16 protein-coding genes and 1 tRNA gene are annotated in these 16,132 nt (G+C 30.6%); 14 read left to right on the top strand and 3 right to left on the bottom strand.

Annotated elements, in window-relative coordinates; genetic code table 11:
* Nucleotides 1–6 precede the first annotated feature (6 nt).
* The 8 genes from ACFQ1O_RS11745 to ACFQ1O_RS11710 all read left to right on the top strand — a co-directional run bounded on the left by ACFQ1O_RS11745 (nucleotide 7) and on the right by ACFQ1O_RS11710 (nucleotide 6,483).
* The gene (locus ACFQ1O_RS11745; protein ID WP_377716214.1) at nucleotides 7–795 is read left to right on the top strand and encodes an alpha/beta hydrolase; all 789 of its coding nucleotides are present in this window, start codon (nucleotides 7–9) and stop codon (nucleotides 793–795) included.
* The gene (locus tag ACFQ1O_RS11740) at nucleotides 792–1,241 is read left to right on the top strand and encodes a hypothetical protein (protein ID WP_377716213.1); all 450 of its coding nucleotides are present in this window, start codon (nucleotides 792–794) and stop codon (nucleotides 1,239–1,241) included. The genes ACFQ1O_RS11745 and ACFQ1O_RS11740 overlap by 4 nt, the downstream gene beginning before the upstream one ends.
* 71 nt (nucleotides 1,242–1,312) lie before the next feature.
* Nucleotides 1,313–1,903 (top strand): hypothetical protein, encoded by a 591-nt coding sequence (locus ACFQ1O_RS11735; protein WP_377716212.1) that lies wholly within the window; start codon nucleotides 1,313–1,315, stop codon nucleotides 1,901–1,903.
* Between the two features lie 4 nt (nucleotides 1,904–1,907).
* The gene (locus ACFQ1O_RS11730; protein WP_377716211.1) at nucleotides 1,908–2,630 is read left to right on the top strand and encodes a ceramidase domain-containing protein; all 723 of its coding nucleotides are present in this window, start codon (nucleotides 1,908–1,910) and stop codon (nucleotides 2,628–2,630) included.
* A gap of 5 nt (nucleotides 2,631–2,635) precedes the next feature.
* Nucleotides 2,636–4,192, top strand: coding sequence for an NAD(P)/FAD-dependent oxidoreductase (locus ACFQ1O_RS11725; RefSeq protein WP_377716210.1), 1,557 nt, complete (start codon nucleotides 2,636–2,638; stop codon nucleotides 4,190–4,192).
* Between the two features lie 74 nt (nucleotides 4,193–4,266).
* Nucleotides 4,267–4,938, top strand: a complete 672-nt coding sequence (locus ACFQ1O_RS11720; RefSeq protein WP_377716209.1) for a head GIN domain-containing protein — start codon at nucleotides 4,267–4,269, stop codon at nucleotides 4,936–4,938.
* A 115-nt stretch (nucleotides 4,939–5,053) separates the two neighbouring features.
* Nucleotides 5,054–5,734, top strand: coding sequence for a LysE family translocator (locus ACFQ1O_RS11715; protein ID WP_377716208.1), 681 nt, complete (start codon nucleotides 5,054–5,056; stop codon nucleotides 5,732–5,734).
* A 224-nt stretch (nucleotides 5,735–5,958) separates the two neighbouring features.
* Complete coding sequence (locus tag ACFQ1O_RS11710; RefSeq protein ID WP_377716207.1) at nucleotides 5,959–6,483, top strand: YybH family protein; 525 nt, start codon at nucleotides 5,959–5,961, stop codon at nucleotides 6,481–6,483.
* Between the two features lie 29 nt (nucleotides 6,484–6,512).
* Here the strand turns inward: ACFQ1O_RS11710 and ACFQ1O_RS11705 are convergent.
* Nucleotides 6,513–6,583: transfer RNA gene (locus ACFQ1O_RS11705), tRNA-Cys, on the bottom strand.
* A gap of 36 nt (nucleotides 6,584–6,619) precedes the next feature.
* Nucleotides 6,620–6,976: a dihydroneopterin aldolase gene (gene folB / locus ACFQ1O_RS11700; RefSeq protein WP_377716206.1), complete on the bottom strand. Its 357-nt coding sequence runs from the start codon at nucleotides 6,974–6,976 to the stop codon at nucleotides 6,620–6,622.
* A 39-nt stretch (nucleotides 6,977–7,015) separates the two neighbouring features.
* Between folB and ACFQ1O_RS11695 the strand changes: the two genes are divergently transcribed.
* The 5 genes from ACFQ1O_RS11695 (at nucleotide 7,016) to ACFQ1O_RS11675 (ending at nucleotide 13,314) form a co-directional block, all read left to right on the top strand.
* The gene (locus ACFQ1O_RS11695) at nucleotides 7,016–8,083 is read left to right on the top strand and encodes a helix-turn-helix domain-containing protein (protein WP_377716205.1); all 1,068 of its coding nucleotides are present in this window, start codon (nucleotides 7,016–7,018) and stop codon (nucleotides 8,081–8,083) included.
* 99 nt (nucleotides 8,084–8,182) lie between these two features.
* Entirely contained in the window at nucleotides 8,183–9,040 is an 858-nt protein-coding gene (locus tag ACFQ1O_RS11690; RefSeq protein WP_377716204.1) for a hypothetical protein, read from the top strand.
* Nucleotides 9,041–9,085: 45 nt separating this feature from the next.
* Nucleotides 9,086–9,712, top strand: coding sequence for a dioxygenase family protein (locus tag ACFQ1O_RS11685; protein WP_377716203.1), 627 nt, complete (start codon nucleotides 9,086–9,088; stop codon nucleotides 9,710–9,712).
* Nucleotides 9,713–9,718: 6 nt separating this feature from the next.
* Nucleotides 9,719–10,888 (top strand): S41 family peptidase, encoded by a 1,170-nt coding sequence (locus ACFQ1O_RS11680; RefSeq protein ID WP_377716202.1) that lies wholly within the window; start codon nucleotides 9,719–9,721, stop codon nucleotides 10,886–10,888.
* A 194-nt stretch (nucleotides 10,889–11,082) separates the two neighbouring features.
* Nucleotides 11,083–13,314: a zinc-dependent metalloprotease gene (locus ACFQ1O_RS11675; protein WP_377716201.1), complete on the top strand. Its 2,232-nt coding sequence runs from the start codon at nucleotides 11,083–11,085 to the stop codon at nucleotides 13,312–13,314.
* Between the two features lie 271 nt (nucleotides 13,315–13,585).
* Here the strand turns inward: ACFQ1O_RS11675 and ACFQ1O_RS11670 are convergent, their stop codons facing one another.
* Entirely contained in the window at nucleotides 13,586–13,786 is a 201-nt protein-coding gene (locus tag ACFQ1O_RS11670; protein WP_377716200.1) for a hypothetical protein, read from the bottom strand.
* Nucleotides 13,787–13,950: 164 nt separating this feature from the next.
* On the opposite strand from ACFQ1O_RS11670, the gene ACFQ1O_RS11665 reads away from it, so the two are divergent.
* Nucleotides 13,951–16,041, top strand: a complete 2,091-nt coding sequence (locus ACFQ1O_RS11665; RefSeq protein ID WP_377716199.1) for a glutamine--tRNA ligase/YqeY domain fusion protein — start codon at nucleotides 13,951–13,953, stop codon at nucleotides 16,039–16,041.
* Nucleotides 16,042–16,132: the final 91 nt, after the last annotated feature.

The following is a 16,132-nucleotide window of genomic DNA, read 5'->3' as shown; positions in this document are numbered from 1 at the left end:
ACAGCAATGACACCAGATATAGAAAACTCCAAATTCTATACAGATTCTATTTATAGCAAAAATTTATCTGAATACAGAAAACATAATATTTATTTACCTAAAGGATTTAATTGTAAAAATAAATATTCAATAATCTATGCTACTGATGGAAATTTAGATTCTAATGCAAATTATATGAAATCCTTATTAGATTCATTAATTAATGCTAAACTTATAAAACCTACTATTTATGTTGGAAGCTATAGCAATTCAAAATTAACCAATGAGTATCAAACTAAAGGCAATGGTGAAAAATCATATCATTCATATAGACATTTTGAATATATAGAAACTCAGTATGATTCAACTAATCACGACAAAAAATTAGCTTCTAGATTTAAAAATCATTTAGATTATTTTACCAGTGAATTTATTCCTCATATAGAAAGAAGTTTAAAAATTAAAGCTTCTAAAAAAGATAGGTTATTTTATGGTGTTTCTAACGGAGCAGGTTTTGGAGCTAATTTATTAAATAAACATCCAAATTTAATAGAAAATTATATTTGTTTTTCTACGTTGGGATCTAATGCCACAAGCAATATTTGGAATAAAAACATAAAATACCCTAACTTATATTTAAAATATGGTGATGAGGAAAGCTTTGTTCTTAAAATAATGACCGATCAAATTATAGAAAAATATAAATCTGTAAATTCATTTTACGATATTGAAAAGTATAAAGGTGGTCACAACGCAAAATCTTGGAATAAAAAATTAGAAGAAACATTAATCAAAATATTAAATGTAGAACAATGAAAAAACTAACTCAACTATTTACTCTAGCCTTACTATTAATTTTGGTTAGTTGCGGAAAAGAAAAAAACAATTCCGAAAACACTGAAATTAATAATTACCTAAATGATATTACCTCGTTAGAGAACATTGAAAAAACACCTATTAAAACCATTACATCTTTAGCCAAAGAGTCGGCTTCTAAAATTATTTCTTTAAAGAAAAGTAATATGAAGGAATCATTAGAAAAAGCTAGCAACTTTACCAAAGCTTTAGTAATCGTAGGAAATCATACAGTTGTTAAAATCACCAACCTAAAAGATTGTAAACAATCTGGTTCTTGGGCTACTTGTATGCCAATGGGAGAAGGGTATATTAAAAAAGGTAAATTAAATCATAAAAAAGATTATTTAAATAATATTATAGGTTTACCAGATAATCAAGAAAGAATATTATATCTTTTTAATTAGATTAATTATAAATAATTTGTTTTTAAATGTCTTTATAATATTTTCGGACACTAATTCTTAGTATTCGTTAAATGATAAATCGTAAATTAATTGTATTTATATTACTTTTAAGCAACCTAACCTTTGCTCAAAAAGAAAAAGAAAACAGTAATCCTATACTGTTTGTCGAAGGCTTTTTGGGAGGTGGTGGAGGTAAGATTTCTGGGGTTTTAATTGGTGGAAATTTAAATTATCAGCATGAAAATAGTCTTTTTACTTTTAGAGTTTCACAATTAGCCAATTTTAAATTAGCTTTTCTTTTACTACCCGATGTTACTTCATATAATGAAGAATATGGTTTATTATATGGTAAACGATATATTAAAAATGGACGATCTCTTAGTTTTTCTGGTGGAATTTCTCATAATACTTATGAAACAAAACATATAAATAATGAAGTAGAAATAGTAAATAAGACTAAACATATTGGTTTAGCCTTTGAAGCAAGTATCATGTGGTTTAAAGCCAATAAAAAAAGGTATAGGATTTATAGAATAATTCCTGTAGGAAAACCTACTGCTTTCGGACATAGTTTCGGTTTTAAATTATCTGGAAACATTTCCAAGCAATCTTATATTGGCGTAAGTATGATAATGGGCTTTGGTTGGCATAAAAAATATTAATCTATTGAAAAAGAATGCTAAATTAAAATTTATACTGTTCGGATTATTAGCTATATCCGCAATTGTTTTATGCTCCTTAAACCCTATTTTACAAGATCCTAATTACCATTTTTTTAGTGATCAGAATTCTTGCTTAACGATCCCTAATTGTTGGAATGTACTTTCTAATCTGCCTTTTTTTATCGTAGGCATTTATGGCTTAATATCGATCAAAAGCAAAGACAATATCATTGCTTATCGCTTATTCTTTATAGGTGTTAGTCTAGTTGCCTTCGGTTCGGGTTATTATCACTTGCACCCCAGTAATCAAACACTAGTTTGGGATAGATTGCCCATGACAATAGCTTTTATGGGGCTCTTCTCTGTTGTATTATCAGAGTTTATAAATAAAAACATTGGTAAAAAAGCATTGCTTCCTTTATTACTTTTTGGAATCGTATCTATTCTTTATTGGGTGTTTTATGAAGATCTAAGGCTTTATATTTTAGTTCAGTTTTATCCTATTATAGCTATTCCCATCATTCTTTTGTTCTATAAATCTAAAAACCATAGTATCTTTGGCTATTGGTTGCTTATTATTTGTTACGGACTCGCTAAAGTATTTGAGTATTTTGACACTGAAATTCATCAAACCTTAAATATTATTAGTGGTCATTCATTAAAACATATAGCAGCTGCCTTAGGTATTTATTTGTGGATTCGTTCTCTACAGAGAACAATTAGTTAAAGTATATGGTTCATCACCTTAACATAAGAACCACCTTGGTTCAGGAAAAAGAAGAAGGGTATTTACTTCGTAAAGCTGCTTACGATTTAAACGTAGATAGAAATGAAATATCGGGTGTTAAAATACTGCGTAAATCTATAGATGCCAGAAGAGCAACTATCTATTTTAATTACAAAGTTGCTGTATATATAAACGAATCGGTTCCTGAAAAATCTGATTATACTTTTGACTATAAAGATGTCTCTAACGCAAAACCTATTCATATAGTAGGTTTTGGTCCTGCCGGAATGTTTGCTGCTTTACGCTGCATAGAATTAGGTTTTAAACCAATTGTTTTAGAGCGTGGTAAAAACGTTCAAGAACGAAGAAGAGATTTAAAAGCTATTAACCAAGATCATTATGTAAACGAAGACTCTAATTATTGTTTTGGCGAAGGTGGTGCAGGAACCTATTCTGATGGTAAACTATATACCCGAAGCTTAAAAAGAGGTGATGTTAGACGCGTATTCGAAAACTTTGTTTTTCATGGTGCCACAGAACAAATATTAATAGATGCTCATCCTCATATAGGAACCAATAAGCTACCTAAGATAGTTCAGAATATAAGAGAAACCATTATTAAGTTTGGCGGAGAAGTGCATTTTAATAGCCGAGTAAGCGACTTTGTTATTAAAGAAAATAAAGTACAGACTATTCAATTATTAGACGGAAGAGAAATGACTGCTAACAGAGTCATTTTAGCTACAGGTCATTCTGCTAGAGATATTTATGAATTGCTACATAAAAAGAATATTGCTTTAAAAGCTAAGTCTTTTGCAATGGGAGTTCGTGCAGAGCACCCTCAACAAATTATAGATAATATACAATATCACTGTACTGGACAAAGAGATGATTTGCTACCTGCTGCAGCTTATAGTTTAGTAGAACAGGTTAAAGGAAGAGGTGTGTATTCTTTCTGTATGTGCCCTGGTGGTTTTATAGTTCCTGCGGCTACTGCTAATGGAGAGTTGGTAGTAAACGGTATGTCTCCATCTAAACGAAACAATGAATTTGCTAACTCTGGAATTGTTGTTGAAATAAATGTAGATAAAGACTTACCCAAATACGAACAGTTTGGTGTTTTAAAAGGTCTTGAATTTCAAAAAGACTTTGAAAAGCTAGCCTTTAATGCTGGTGGAAGAACTCAAACAGCTCCAGCACAAAGAATGACAGATTTTGTTGAAGGAAAATTATCTACCGACTTAAATAAAACTTCTTATCAACCCGGATTAAAAAGTGCTCCTCTACATTCGTTATTTCCTAAACATATTGGAAGTAGATTGCGTAAAGGGTTTGTTGCTTTTGATAAAAAAATGAATGGTTATTATACCAAAGAAGCTAATATTATCGGTGTAGAATCTAGAACTTCTTCTCCTGTTAACATCCCAAGAAATGAAACTTTAGAGCATCCAGAAGTTATCGGTTTATTCCCTTGTGGTGAAGGTGGTGGTTATGCTGGTGGAATTATATCTGCAGCTATGGATGGAGAAAGATGTGCCGAAGCAGCTATAGTTGGATTGTAATCTTGGTATTATTTTTGAAACAACTGTAACAATTCATTATTAGTATTGACGTTATATATATAAAATTAAAATTTATGAGATCTGTATTATTTATTCTAGCATTTGTTATTTCATCAACAGCTATTGCTCAAAAAATAGAAAAAAAATTAGGTAGCTTTAATCAGTTAAAAACCTATGATGGTTTAACCATTACTTTAATTCCTAGTAAAACAAACAAAGCTGTTATTACGGGTAAATATGCCGATAAAGTACAATTGGTAACTAAAAATGATTTGCTAAAAATCAAATTAAATATCGAAAAGTATCATAGTGGTAAAGGAACTCATGTAGATTTATACTACAACCATTTGTATTTAATCGATGCTAATGAAGGTTCATTTATTAAATCTAACGGAGTTGTTGAAGCTATAGACTTAGATATTAACGCTCAAGAAGGAGCAGAAATAGATGTTACTATTAAAGCTAAAAGGTTAACTGCTCGTTCAATTTCTGGAGCTACAATTGAAATTTCTGGCAATGCTACCAACCAAGATATTACAGTAAACTCTGGAGCTAATTATCATGCCAAACAATTAAAGTCTGAGCAAGCTAATATTAATTCTAGTACTGGAGCAATGGCTAAAGTTTATGTAACAGATGTAGCAAAAGCCACTGTAAAAACTGGCGGTAATATTAGAATTTACGGTAACCCTAAAGTGGTAGATCAGAAAAAAATACTTGGTGGCTCAATTACTATTGTAGATTAACTCCTTGTCTAGGCTTTTTACAATGTAACAATACAAAGTTTCATTAAGAGATGTTAGCTTAATAATTTCATAGGTTTTTATTTACACAGCCAATACTTATTTGTATTTTTGAACTATGTTTGAAGAGATTCTTAAAGCTGTTGCTTGTGGTATAATTCTGGCCTTAACTATTGGGCCTGTATTTTTCGTTCTTATAGAAACGAGTGTTACCAAAGGCTTTAGAGCTGCTTTAAGTTTTGATTTAGGGGTGATTTTTGCCGATATTTTATTTATTCTGGTAGCCTTTTTTAGTACTACAAAAATTTTAGAAAAAGTAAAAGACGATCCTAATCTACTTATTTTTGGTGGTGCTTTATTATTTATTTATGGACTGATTTCCTTTGTAAAAACATCTAAATCTTTTCGTAAAATAATACGTGAACATAGGAGTGTTACCATTAAAAAAAACTATTTCGAACTCTTTTTTAAAGGCTTTTTATTAAACTTCATCAATTTTGGAGTATTAGGTGTGTGGATTGCTACAATTGTTTTGGCAGAATCTGTTACCAGTTCACCTAATGGAGTGGTTATCTTTTTATCTACTGTACTTCTTACCTATTTAGCAACGGACTTATTAAAAATCTTCTTAGCTAAAAAATTAAAAAGTAAGTTAACACCTAGAAGGGTTTTTAACATGAAAAAAATAGTAAGTCTTATTATTCTTTTTATAGGCCTAGGCTTAGTAGTTCAAGGTTTTTTTCCTAGCGGAATGGCAAAAGTTCAGAAAAAAATAGAAAAAACCACACAATATAACTAATTAAAAACCAAGTAGTTATAATTTATTTTTTATTTTTTTTTAAATAAATTAAAAAACATGGGTAACAAAACCGTGTTTTAAGGTATATATAAGTGAGTAAACATTACTATAATGTCTTCATAGTAAATTTGGGATAAAAAACGGCGCTGGAGAGCGCCGTTTTTTTATAACATAACTTATCATTAAAATCCCTAACTTTAAAGAAGCTTTTAAAACATCATATTATGTTTCAAAAAATAACCTTCTCTGTTTTCTTTTTAATTACTTTCTCATCTAGTCTTGCTCAAACCAAGAATGACTTAAATGAAATTAATGCTGTATGGGAACAATTTTACCAAGCTTTTAATTCGTTAGACGCAAGCTTAATGGCCAATATTCATTCTAAAAAATTGATTAGAATTTCTGGAGGCAACAGAATTAAAGATTATAAAACTTATATAGACGGCTATAAAAAACAATTTAAAAAAGCGAGAGAGGATAAAACTACCAATAAAATATCATTACGCTTTTTTGAAAGAATTGCTAACGATTCTATAGCTAGTGAGCGCGGTATCTACAAACTAGAACGCAAAGAAGTTAATAAAGAACTTAAAATATTTTATGGCCAATTTCATGTTCTTTTAGCTAAAGAAAATGGTAATTGGAAAATCATTATGGACTACGACTCTAATGAAAATAATTCTATAGGAGAAGAAGAATATCGTAAAGCATATGGCATTAATAACTTAGATGCTTTTATAAAAAAATAAAGCTCCCTATAAAAAGAGAGCTTGTTTTGAGGTGTCGAGCGGATTCGAACCGCTGTAGATGGTGTTGCAGACCACTGCCTAGCCACTCGGCCACGACACCCTATTATAAGAGCAAATGTAATAAGTTTTTTTAAAACTATCGTGTTTTCTGTAAAAGAATTGTTACTTTTTCTACGTCGCCTCCTATAGGAGGATTTAATTTAGAAACAGCAACCTCAGCCTCAGTTACTAAGCCAGACTCAACAAAAATTCTATCTAAAATTCTTTGAGCCACAACTTCTAACAATTTAGCTCTAATATTCATTTCTTCCTTAACTATCTTATTCAATAAAACATAATCTACTGTATCATTCAAATCATCTGTTCTAGAAGATTGAGTTAAATCAGCTTTAACTATAACATCTATTCTATAATCGCTACCTATTCTAGCCTCTTCTTCTAAACATCCATGAAAAGCGTAACACTTAATATTTTCAACTTTTATTATTCCCATTAATACAGTATTTTGTGCTAAAATAAGTAAAAAACCAACATGGAAATAACTTTAGAAATATTTCAAATATTCGACTTAATGGCATTTACAACTGCTTTTATTTTAGGGTTGGTTTTTTTATTTAAACCTCCTAAAACGAATATTTACTTAGGTTTATTTTTAATTAGTTTAGGATTAGAAGTTTTTCAAGTTTTTATTACTGAAGTTTCTATTTATAATGATTTTGAAATTGTCGAAGTACTTAACTTCCCAACTCTTGTATTTTTACTTTTTTATGTGCAAAAAAACATATTAGGTTATATTCCTAAAAAAGCTTGGTTCGTTTTAGGTTTAGGCTTAGTTATATCATTTTTTATTCCGTTAATAATAAATAATAACGAAGAGTTTTTAGCAGCTAGGTTTTTAGATTATACTTATAACATATCTATTATAGCTTATCTTTTTAAGATATTGACTATACACCAAAAAAACGTTATTAATTACTATTCAGAAATAGAACAAAAAACACTATCCTGGATTCAAACTATTCTCTATATTATGTTAGGGTTTTATATCTTCTGGATTGCGGAAGATATAATTAGTTTGTTCAACCAAGAATTACCCGAAATTTTTGCTTTAATTTCTACTATTGCTACTTGTATTTTAATTTATTGGATAGGATATAAAGGTTTATCTCAACCCGAAATTTTTAATCAATCTCTTTACAAAGAAGATAAAATAGAACCCAATAACACTCTTGGTATTGAAAATAAAACAAATACAATCAATAATGAAGATTTAAGTTTATTTAATGAACTAAAAGAGCAAATAATTAACCAGAAGCTGTATACAAACCAACAATTAAATTTACGTGGTTTAGCCATAGAGTTAAATATAAAAGAGAAAGAATTATCTAGAATTATTAATACTCAAACTAACTTTTACCAGTTAATAAATACCTTAAGAGTTAACGAATTTAAAACGTTAATTCAATCACCAAAAGCCAATCAACTAAGTTTATTAGGTTTGGCCCAAGAAGCTGGTTTTTCTTCTAAGTCGACCTTTTACACTGCTTTTAAAAAGCTTGAAGGTATGACTCCAAAACAGTACGAAAACAGTATTAATTAGTCCATTTACTTCTATTCGGACTAATTTTGGAAGCCTCAATAACACAAATCATAAGTGTGTTCGTTTACTTTACAAGTATAAATTCAAACCCCATCATTTATGAAAAATTATTTCAAAATTATTGGCCTGCTATTTTTAAGTTTATTATTGAGTTGTGCATCTTGTTCTAAAGATGATTCGTCTAGCCAAGCTACTCCAGATAATGGAGATAACAATTCAAACTTTACAGTTGTATCTAGTTCTGACACTAATTTTCCTGGATTTACAAAAAAAGTTGTTGTTTTTGGTATTCCTATTTATGCGGTTACAGCAGTAGATAATAATAGATTATTGCATGCTGCAAATATTATGGCTCAGTATTTAGACAACAATGAAGATGGAACAATAGACAACCAATTAGTTCTAGATAAGATGATAGAAAATAATGCTTATATGGTAATGTGGAAAAATGAAAACGATTTAAATATCAATCCACCTAACAATGCATTAGGCCAAGATTTAGGAAATGATGAAACCATACCGGTTTGGCATACCAATGGTCATACTGGTCAATTTGATGCAGCTTTAGAAGAAGTATGGCATATAATTACACATGCGGGATACTCTAAAGCGTATCCGTCTATCTTTGGCGAACAACAAGGAAGCTCTTTAAGCAATGCTATGGATACAGCTAGAGGCGGACAGTTTAATAATATTCCTAATACTTATCCTGAAGGAGCTTGGTATACTTATGATGATACTACCTGCACATATGCTTGTCAAGCAACAGAATATTTTTATTGGGCCATGACTTCAATATTAGGAGCTCAAAACAATAGGTTAAATGAAATACAACAAGAGTGGAAATTAAATACTTCTGCATTAGTACAAAGTACAGATGCTACTATATATAACTTATTAACAGATACTCAATATAAATTTCCTACTGTTTTACCTGACGGTACTTATAGACAATAAGTTAGTATCCTTTATCAATAAAGTTTAACATTTAATTAAAAGGATATGGAAAGGAAAAAATTTTTAGAAAATTTAAGCTTGGGTATAATAGCCACTCCTCTATTATCTTCAACATTAATCTCATGTAATAATGATGATAGTGCTAACTCTTCTGTAGATTGTAATAACAACATAACTAAATCTGATATGCTTGGCCCTTATTATGTTTCTGGCTCTTCAGAAGTCACTAACCTTAACACCCAAAGCTTGCCAGGAGATAAAATAATAGTTAGCGGCACCATTTATGGAGGTGTAGGGAACAATACTCCTGTAGCTAATGCCATGATAGAAGTATGGCATGCAGATAATGGAGGTATATACCACCCTGTTGGAGATGGAAACGTATCAGATTATCAAGCAAATCAAATTACTTTAAGAGGTTTTATTACCACTAATGCACAAGGACAATATACATTTGAAAGTATAAGACCTGGCTTATATCCTGGAAGACCTAGACACTTTCATTATAAAGTAACAGCAAATGGATACCAAACCTTAATAACTCAAATCTATTTTTCTGGAGATTCTAGAACTGCAGACGAAAATATTGATAATTGTAGAATTATAGACTTTACACAAAACTCACAAGGTGTATATACTGGTACGGCCAACATTAATTTACAATCAAATTAAAATATTATGAAATTTATTTTAAAATCAATCCTACTTCTTTTTTTAACTATTAAAGTTGTTACTTCTTGTAGTAATGACAATGATAGTTTACCTAATAATCAAACAACAACAGAACAACAAAAAGTTTTTCAAGAATTCTGGGATATATACGATAGACATTATCCTTTATTTCATAGAAAAAATATTAATTGGCAAAATATTTACGATACGTACTACCCACAGATATCTAGTAATACGACAGATAGTCAATTGTTTTCTATATTCAATACTATAATGTCTGATGTAATTAAAGACGGTCATACAGATGTTATTTTAAATAACAATCAAGAAGCTATCTATGAACCTCCTTTTAATCAAGAGATAAAAAACATGGTTCAGAACAATACTCCTAATAAGGTAACGTTGGTAACTAGTAGCATTGATAATCCATACATTTCTTACGGAACACTAACTAATAATTCTAGTATAGGTTATATACAATCAAAACAGTTTGAACCTATAAATGATAATTTTGATTCTGAATTCGTGAATTTTAAAACAATTGTAGATGAAGCTTTAACCGCTTTACAAAATAAGTCTGGTATTATTGTAGATGTTCGTACTAATGGAGGTGGTCAAGGTATGTTTGCTTTTTATTTGGCTGGAAGGTTCTTTAACAACCCTACTTCTTTTCAAGTATCTAGAGAGCGTATAAAAACAACTACTGGTAGTACTATTTCTTCTTTAGGAAATTGGGCAACCCAAGTTTTTGAAGGTTATCCAGATTCAAGAGCAGAAGGAGGTTATATTGCTGGTGTATCTCCTCAAGATAATACTGTAACAAACTCAGGTAACTTTCAATTTACTAATAAAGTAGCATTATTAACAAGTAACGAAACTGGTAGTGCAGCTGAATATTTTACAGCTGCTATGAAAAGTCAATCTCATGTAAAAACTATTGGAGATCGAACTTTTGGTATTTTTGCTGGCAGTGATATACTTACATTAACTAACGGAGGAGGAAAATGGAAAACAAGAGTTTCTGTTCACGATGTAGAAGTTTTATATAATGGCTCCTTCCAATCTTTTGAGGGTATTGGTATTACTCCAGACGAACAAATTTTACCTACCTCAACTCAAGTTTCTAGCGGAGACGATGTTCACATAACTGCAGCAATAAATTATATTATAAACTAATTAATTCTTACTAGCCGAAAAGTAATAACATATTACATTTTCTTTGACGTCATTAGTCAAAATATTTTAAAGGTTAACTAGATTGTTATTCTTTTCGGTTAATTAAACTAATAGTAAAGTAGGGTAATTCCTCTTTAAACTGTTAGTTGTTTAATAATCAAACTATACTTTGTATAATTTTAATTTAATTTTAAATGAAAAAAATTACCCTATCTACTTTTTTGCTATTCTTTTCTGTTATAGCATTTTCACAGGTGAATTTGTGGAAAAAAACATCAGACAAATCAACAAATCGATTAGAAAAAACATTGCGTAAATCTACTCCTAAAGAGTACAATCTTTACCAATTAAATTTAAACGATTTAAAAGCAGAATTAGCTTCTGTTAGCACTGCTAAAAGCTCTTCAAAAACGTTAATAATTCCTGGACCATATAAAACTTTTCAAAAGTTTGAGGTTATCGAGGCTTCTAACTTAGCTCCTGAATTGGCTGCTCAATTTCCGAACATAAAATCTTACATAGGTAAAGGATTAGATGATCCCACAGCTATAGCTAGATTTAGTATTGCAAATGATGGTTTGCATATTATGATTAGTTCTGGTAAATACAGTACTTTTTATATAGATCCGTATACTAAAAATAACGAAAACTATATTGCTTATACTAAAAGTAGTTTGCCTGAACTTGTTAACGACTTTAATTGTTTAGTAGACAATACTGCTAGTGCATTAGATAAAATAAGTTCTGAAAATCAAGTGTTTGCATCTAACGATGGAAATTTAAGAACCTACCGATTGGCTTTAGCTTGTACTGGTGAATATGCTCAATTTCATTTGAATCAACAAGGTGTGCCTGGTTCAGCTACAGATGCAGTAAAAAAAGCAGCTGTTTTATCTGCTATGAATACTACCATGACACGTGTAAATGGAGTATATGAAAGAGATGTGGCTGTAAGAATGGTTATTGTAGCTAATAACACAAGTGTTATCTTTTTAAACGCTGCTACAGATAATTTAGATAATAACGATGCAGGTACTTTAATAGATCAAAGTCAAACAGTTTGTGATGCCAATATTGGAAGTGCAAATTATGATATTGGACATACTTTTAGTACTGGAGGTGGAGGACTAGCTGCATTAGGGGTTCCATGTATCAATGGTAGCAAAGCTCAAGGAATTACTGGTTCTAGTACTCCTATGGGTGACCCATATGATATTGACTATGTAGCACATGAGTTAGGCCATCAGTTTGGTGCTAATCATACACAAAATAATTCATGTAACAGAAATAATGCTACTGCTGTAGAACCAGGAAGTGGATCTACTATCATGGGATATGCAGGAATTTGCCCTCCAAATGTACAAAGTAATAGTGACGCTCATTTTCATGCAGCAAGTATTGCAGAAATGTTAGCAGTAATATCTGGTAATACATGCGATGTAGAAACTAGTGCTAACAATGCTGCTCCAACAATTAATCCTATACCAAACTATACAGTTCCTAAATCGACTCCTTTAGTTTTACAAGGTAATGCTACTGATGCAGATTCTGGAGATGCTTTAACCTATTGTTGGGAACAAACAGATACTACACCAGCCACTCAACCTCCTGTAAGTACTAATACAGCTGGTCCTGCATTTAGATCATTAAGTCCAAGTACTTCTCCAGACAGATATTTACCAGTATTATCTAGAGTTTTAGCTGGACATACAACTTCTGCCGATGGTTGGGAAGTAATTCCTTCTGTTGCTAGAACTATGAATTTTGCTTTAACAGTTAGAGATAATCATGTTGGTGGAGGTATAACAACAAGAGAAAATACTACTATTACTGTAAATGGTTCTGCAGGTCCTTTTACGGTAAGCTCTCAAAATAGTAATGTTACTTGGAATGGTGGAGAAACCAAAACAATTACTTGGAACAAAGCAAATACAGATGTGGCTCCTGTAAACTGCTCTAACGTAAAAATATTATTATCTATAGATGGAGGAGCAACTTTCCCAACTGTTTTAGCAGCTAGTACACCTAACGATGGATCTCACTCAATAACTGTTCCTGGAGTAGGAAATTCAACTCAAGCAAGAATAATGGTTATGGGAGTTGATAACATTTTTTATAATGTTAATTCTACAAACTTTACTATTAATAGTGTTTTAGGTGTTAATGACTTTTCTTTCGGAAACTTTAATTTATATCCTAATCCATCTACAGGACAGATTAATTTATCATTTACTAAAATAGATAATTCTGCAACTACTATTAACTTATTTGATGTAAGAGGACGTTTAATTAATACTCAATCGTATTCAAATAACAATATCAATTTTAATGAAACTTTAAATTTTCAATCAGTAGAAACAGGTATATATTTCTTAACAATAAGAAATGGAGCTAAAGAACAAACTAAAAAAATTATTATTAAATAACTCTTACTAATAAAAAGCACTTGATTAGTTATAATCAAGTGCTTTTTATATTACATCATACTTTTACCTACTTATTTTAAGTGTAGATTATTGAAGCAATTACTTTATTATCAAATAATTATAGGGTAAAATGCTTTTAACTTGTTTTAATTATGTAAACGCATTTTATAAGTGTTTATATAGTTAATCATAAAACCCCGCTATTTATCAACCACTGTTTTATTCCCCAAAATAATCCAAGTTGTTAGTTGGGGTTTTTCTATAAAATAAATTATATACTTCCTTTAGGATAACCTGTTACATATTTAGTCATTATACGCTGTACAAAAGCCATTTTATCTAAACCATTAGGCCTGCTTTTATCTAAACGTTGATTTCTTGTATTTGGTAATGATTTTCCTTCATATTCTTGCCTACCCCATTCATTCGGAGAGGTCATTTTTTTAAAGACCGTTCTAATTTTGTTTTTCATAACTTCAATATTTTAATGATTAGTTAGTCGTAATATTTAAGGCTTCCTATCAAAGTTAATAATTATTTAACTGAAAATCAATACATTACTTAAATTTAAACTTAAAAAAAAAGTAATTATTTTCTAAGGCTTTTTTGGTAATTTTGTGACTCAAATTTTTCAACATGTCAGAAGAAAACAAATCACTTAATTTTATTGAACAAATTGTAGAAGACGATTTAGCCAATGGCTTATCGACAGATAAATTACGTTTTCGTTTTCCGCCAGAACCTAACGGATATTTACATATTGGTCATGCTGCAGCTATTTGCTTAAATTTTGGTTTGGGTAAAAGCTATAACGCACCGGTAAACCTTCGTTTTGATGATACCAATCCGGCCAAAGAAGAACAAGAATATGTAGATGCTATTAAACGTGATGTAGCTTGGTTAGGATTTGAATGGGCTAACGAATGTTATTCTTCAGACTATTTTCAACAATTGTATGATTGGGCTATTCTATTAATTAAAAAAGGAAAAGCATATGTAGACGGACAATCTGCTGAGGTAATGGCAGAGCAAAAAGGTAATCATGAAGTTCCTGGAGTAGCAAGTCCGCATAGAAACCAAACAGTAGAAGAGAATTTAGACCTCTTTGAAAAAATGAAAAACGGAGAGTTTGAAGAAGGTACTTATGTGCTGCGTGCTAAAATAGATATGGCTTCTCCCAACATGCTAATGCGCGATCCTATTATTTATAGAATCCTAAAAAAAGATCATCATAGAACTGGTTCAGACTGGTGTATTTACCCAATGTACGATTGGGCACATGGGGAATCTGATTATGTAGAGCAAATTTCTCACTCTATTTGTACATTAGAGTTTAAACCACATAGAGAATTATACGATTGGTTTTTAGATCAATTATATAATGATGCTAAAGATAAGTTACCTACTGTTCCTGGTAGATCTGAGTTTACTAGTAAGCTTGAGTTACGTCCTAAACAACGAGAGTTTGCCAGACGTAATTTAAGTTATACCATTATGAGTAAACGTAAATTATTACAATTGGTAGAAAGTAACACCGTTTCTGGATGGGATGACCCACGTATGCCTACCATTTCTGGTTTACGTCGTAGAGGATATACTGCCGAAGCTATTAGAAAATTTAGTGAAGTATCTGGTATCTCTAAGCGTGATAGTGTTACTGATGTTTCTTTATTAGAATATTGCATTCGAGAAGATTTAAACAAAACTGCCACCAGAGTGATGGGTGTTTTAAATCCGGTCAAACTAGTTATCACTAATTATCCTGATGGAAAAGAAGAAATTTTAGTTGCTGATAACAATCCAGAAGATCCAAATTCTGGAACGCACGAAATTCCTTTTTCAAAAGAGTTATATATAGAGCGTGAAGATTTTAAAGAAGATGCCGGAAGTAAATATTTTAGATTGACGTTAGGTAAAGAGGTACGTTTAAAAAATGCATATATCATAAAAGGAGAATCCGTTGTAAAAGATACTGAAGGAAATATTACAGAAATTCATTGTACAGCAGATTTAGATTCTCGTTCTGGTTCTGGTACAGAAGCTAGTACACGTAGAGTTAAAGGAACACTTCATTGGGTATCTGTTAAACATGCAGTAAAAGCAGAAGTAAGAGCTTACGACAGGTTGTTTTTAGATGAAGCTCCAGATAGTCATAAAGACAAAAGTTTTATGGATTTTATAAATCCAAATTCTTTAAATATCATTAAAGAAGCTTATGTAGAGCCATTTTTACAAGAAGCAAAACAAGGAGATAAGTTTCAATTTCAACGTTTAGGATATTTTACTTTAGATACTGATGCTACTGAAAGTAATTTGATCTTTAATAAAACGGTTGGGTTAAAAGATTCTTGGGCTAAACAAAAGCCTAAAAATAATAATACCCCTAAACAAAATACCGGAGGAGGAAGACCTCAACCTCAACAAGATCAAAAAAACCCCATTAATGAGATTAAAAAATTAGGAAAAAAATATGCGAATCTTTCAGGTTCAAAATTAGATGCTGCTAAGGCAAAAATTTTAAAATATGCAGAAGATGTATCTTATGAAGATTTAGAACCTTTATTTGATACGCCTGTTAAAAAAGTAGGTACTAGAATTGCTGCTATGATTACTTTAGGTATTTTAATAAAAAATGGACAAGAACGTAACGAAGCCATCAATAATTTTATTGATGCTGGTTTATCTGATACCAACGAGTTACTAAAAGATGAGGCAAAAACCATTTAATTTTTTTCTCTAAATTATATATAAAGCTCCTAAATTTAGGAGCTTTTTTATTTTACAATATTTCAGATAATACCTACTTTTATATTCTGAA

The sequence above is a fragment of the Pseudofulvibacter geojedonensis genome, from assembly GCF_042675745.1.
Taxonomy (GTDB): Bacteria; Bacteroidota; Bacteroidia; order Flavobacteriales; family Flavobacteriaceae; genus Pseudofulvibacter; species Pseudofulvibacter geojedonensis.
This window is presented reverse-complemented; position numbering and strand designations above follow the sequence as displayed.

Bases quoted from the DNA above. Each gene is read 5' to 3' on its own strand.
- ACFQ1O_RS11745 (WP_377716214.1), top strand. From the start codon at position 7: ATGACACCAGATATAGAAAACTCCAAATTCTATACAGATTCTATTTAT.
- ACFQ1O_RS11740 (WP_377716213.1), top strand. From the start codon at position 792: ATGAAAAAACTAACTCAACTATTTACTCTAGCCTTACTATTAATTTTG.
- ACFQ1O_RS11735 (WP_377716212.1), top strand. From the start codon at position 1,313: ATGATAAATCGTAAATTAATTGTATTTATATTACTTTTAAGCAACCTA.
- ACFQ1O_RS11725 (WP_377716210.1), top strand. From the start codon at position 2,636: ATGGTTCATCACCTTAACATAAGAACCACCTTGGTTCAGGAAAAAGAA.
- ACFQ1O_RS11720 (WP_377716209.1), top strand. From the start codon at position 4,267: ATGAGATCTGTATTATTTATTCTAGCATTTGTTATTTCATCAACAGCT.
- ACFQ1O_RS11715 (WP_377716208.1), top strand. From the start codon at position 5,054: ATGTTTGAAGAGATTCTTAAAGCTGTTGCTTGTGGTATAATTCTGGCC.
- ACFQ1O_RS11710 (WP_377716207.1), top strand. From the start codon at position 5,959: ATGTTTCAAAAAATAACCTTCTCTGTTTTCTTTTTAATTACTTTCTCA.
- folB (WP_377716206.1), bottom strand. From the start codon at position 6,976: ATGGGAATAATAAAAGTTGAAAATATTAAGTGTTACGCTTTTCATGGA.
- ACFQ1O_RS11695 (WP_377716205.1), top strand. From the start codon at position 7,016: ATGGAAATAACTTTAGAAATATTTCAAATATTCGACTTAATGGCATTT.
- ACFQ1O_RS11690 (WP_377716204.1), top strand. From the start codon at position 8,183: ATGAAAAATTATTTCAAAATTATTGGCCTGCTATTTTTAAGTTTATTA.
- ACFQ1O_RS11685 (WP_377716203.1), top strand. From the start codon at position 9,086: ATGGAAAGGAAAAAATTTTTAGAAAATTTAAGCTTGGGTATAATAGCC.
- ACFQ1O_RS11680 (WP_377716202.1), top strand. From the start codon at position 9,719: ATGAAATTTATTTTAAAATCAATCCTACTTCTTTTTTTAACTATTAAA.
- ACFQ1O_RS11675 (WP_377716201.1), top strand. From the start codon at position 11,083: ATGAAAAAAATTACCCTATCTACTTTTTTGCTATTCTTTTCTGTTATA.
- ACFQ1O_RS11670 (WP_377716200.1), bottom strand. From the start codon at position 13,786: ATGAAAAACAAAATTAGAACGGTCTTTAAAAAAATGACCTCTCCGAAT.
- ACFQ1O_RS11665 (WP_377716199.1), top strand. From the start codon at position 13,951: ATGTCAGAAGAAAACAAATCACTTAATTTTATTGAACAAATTGTAGAA.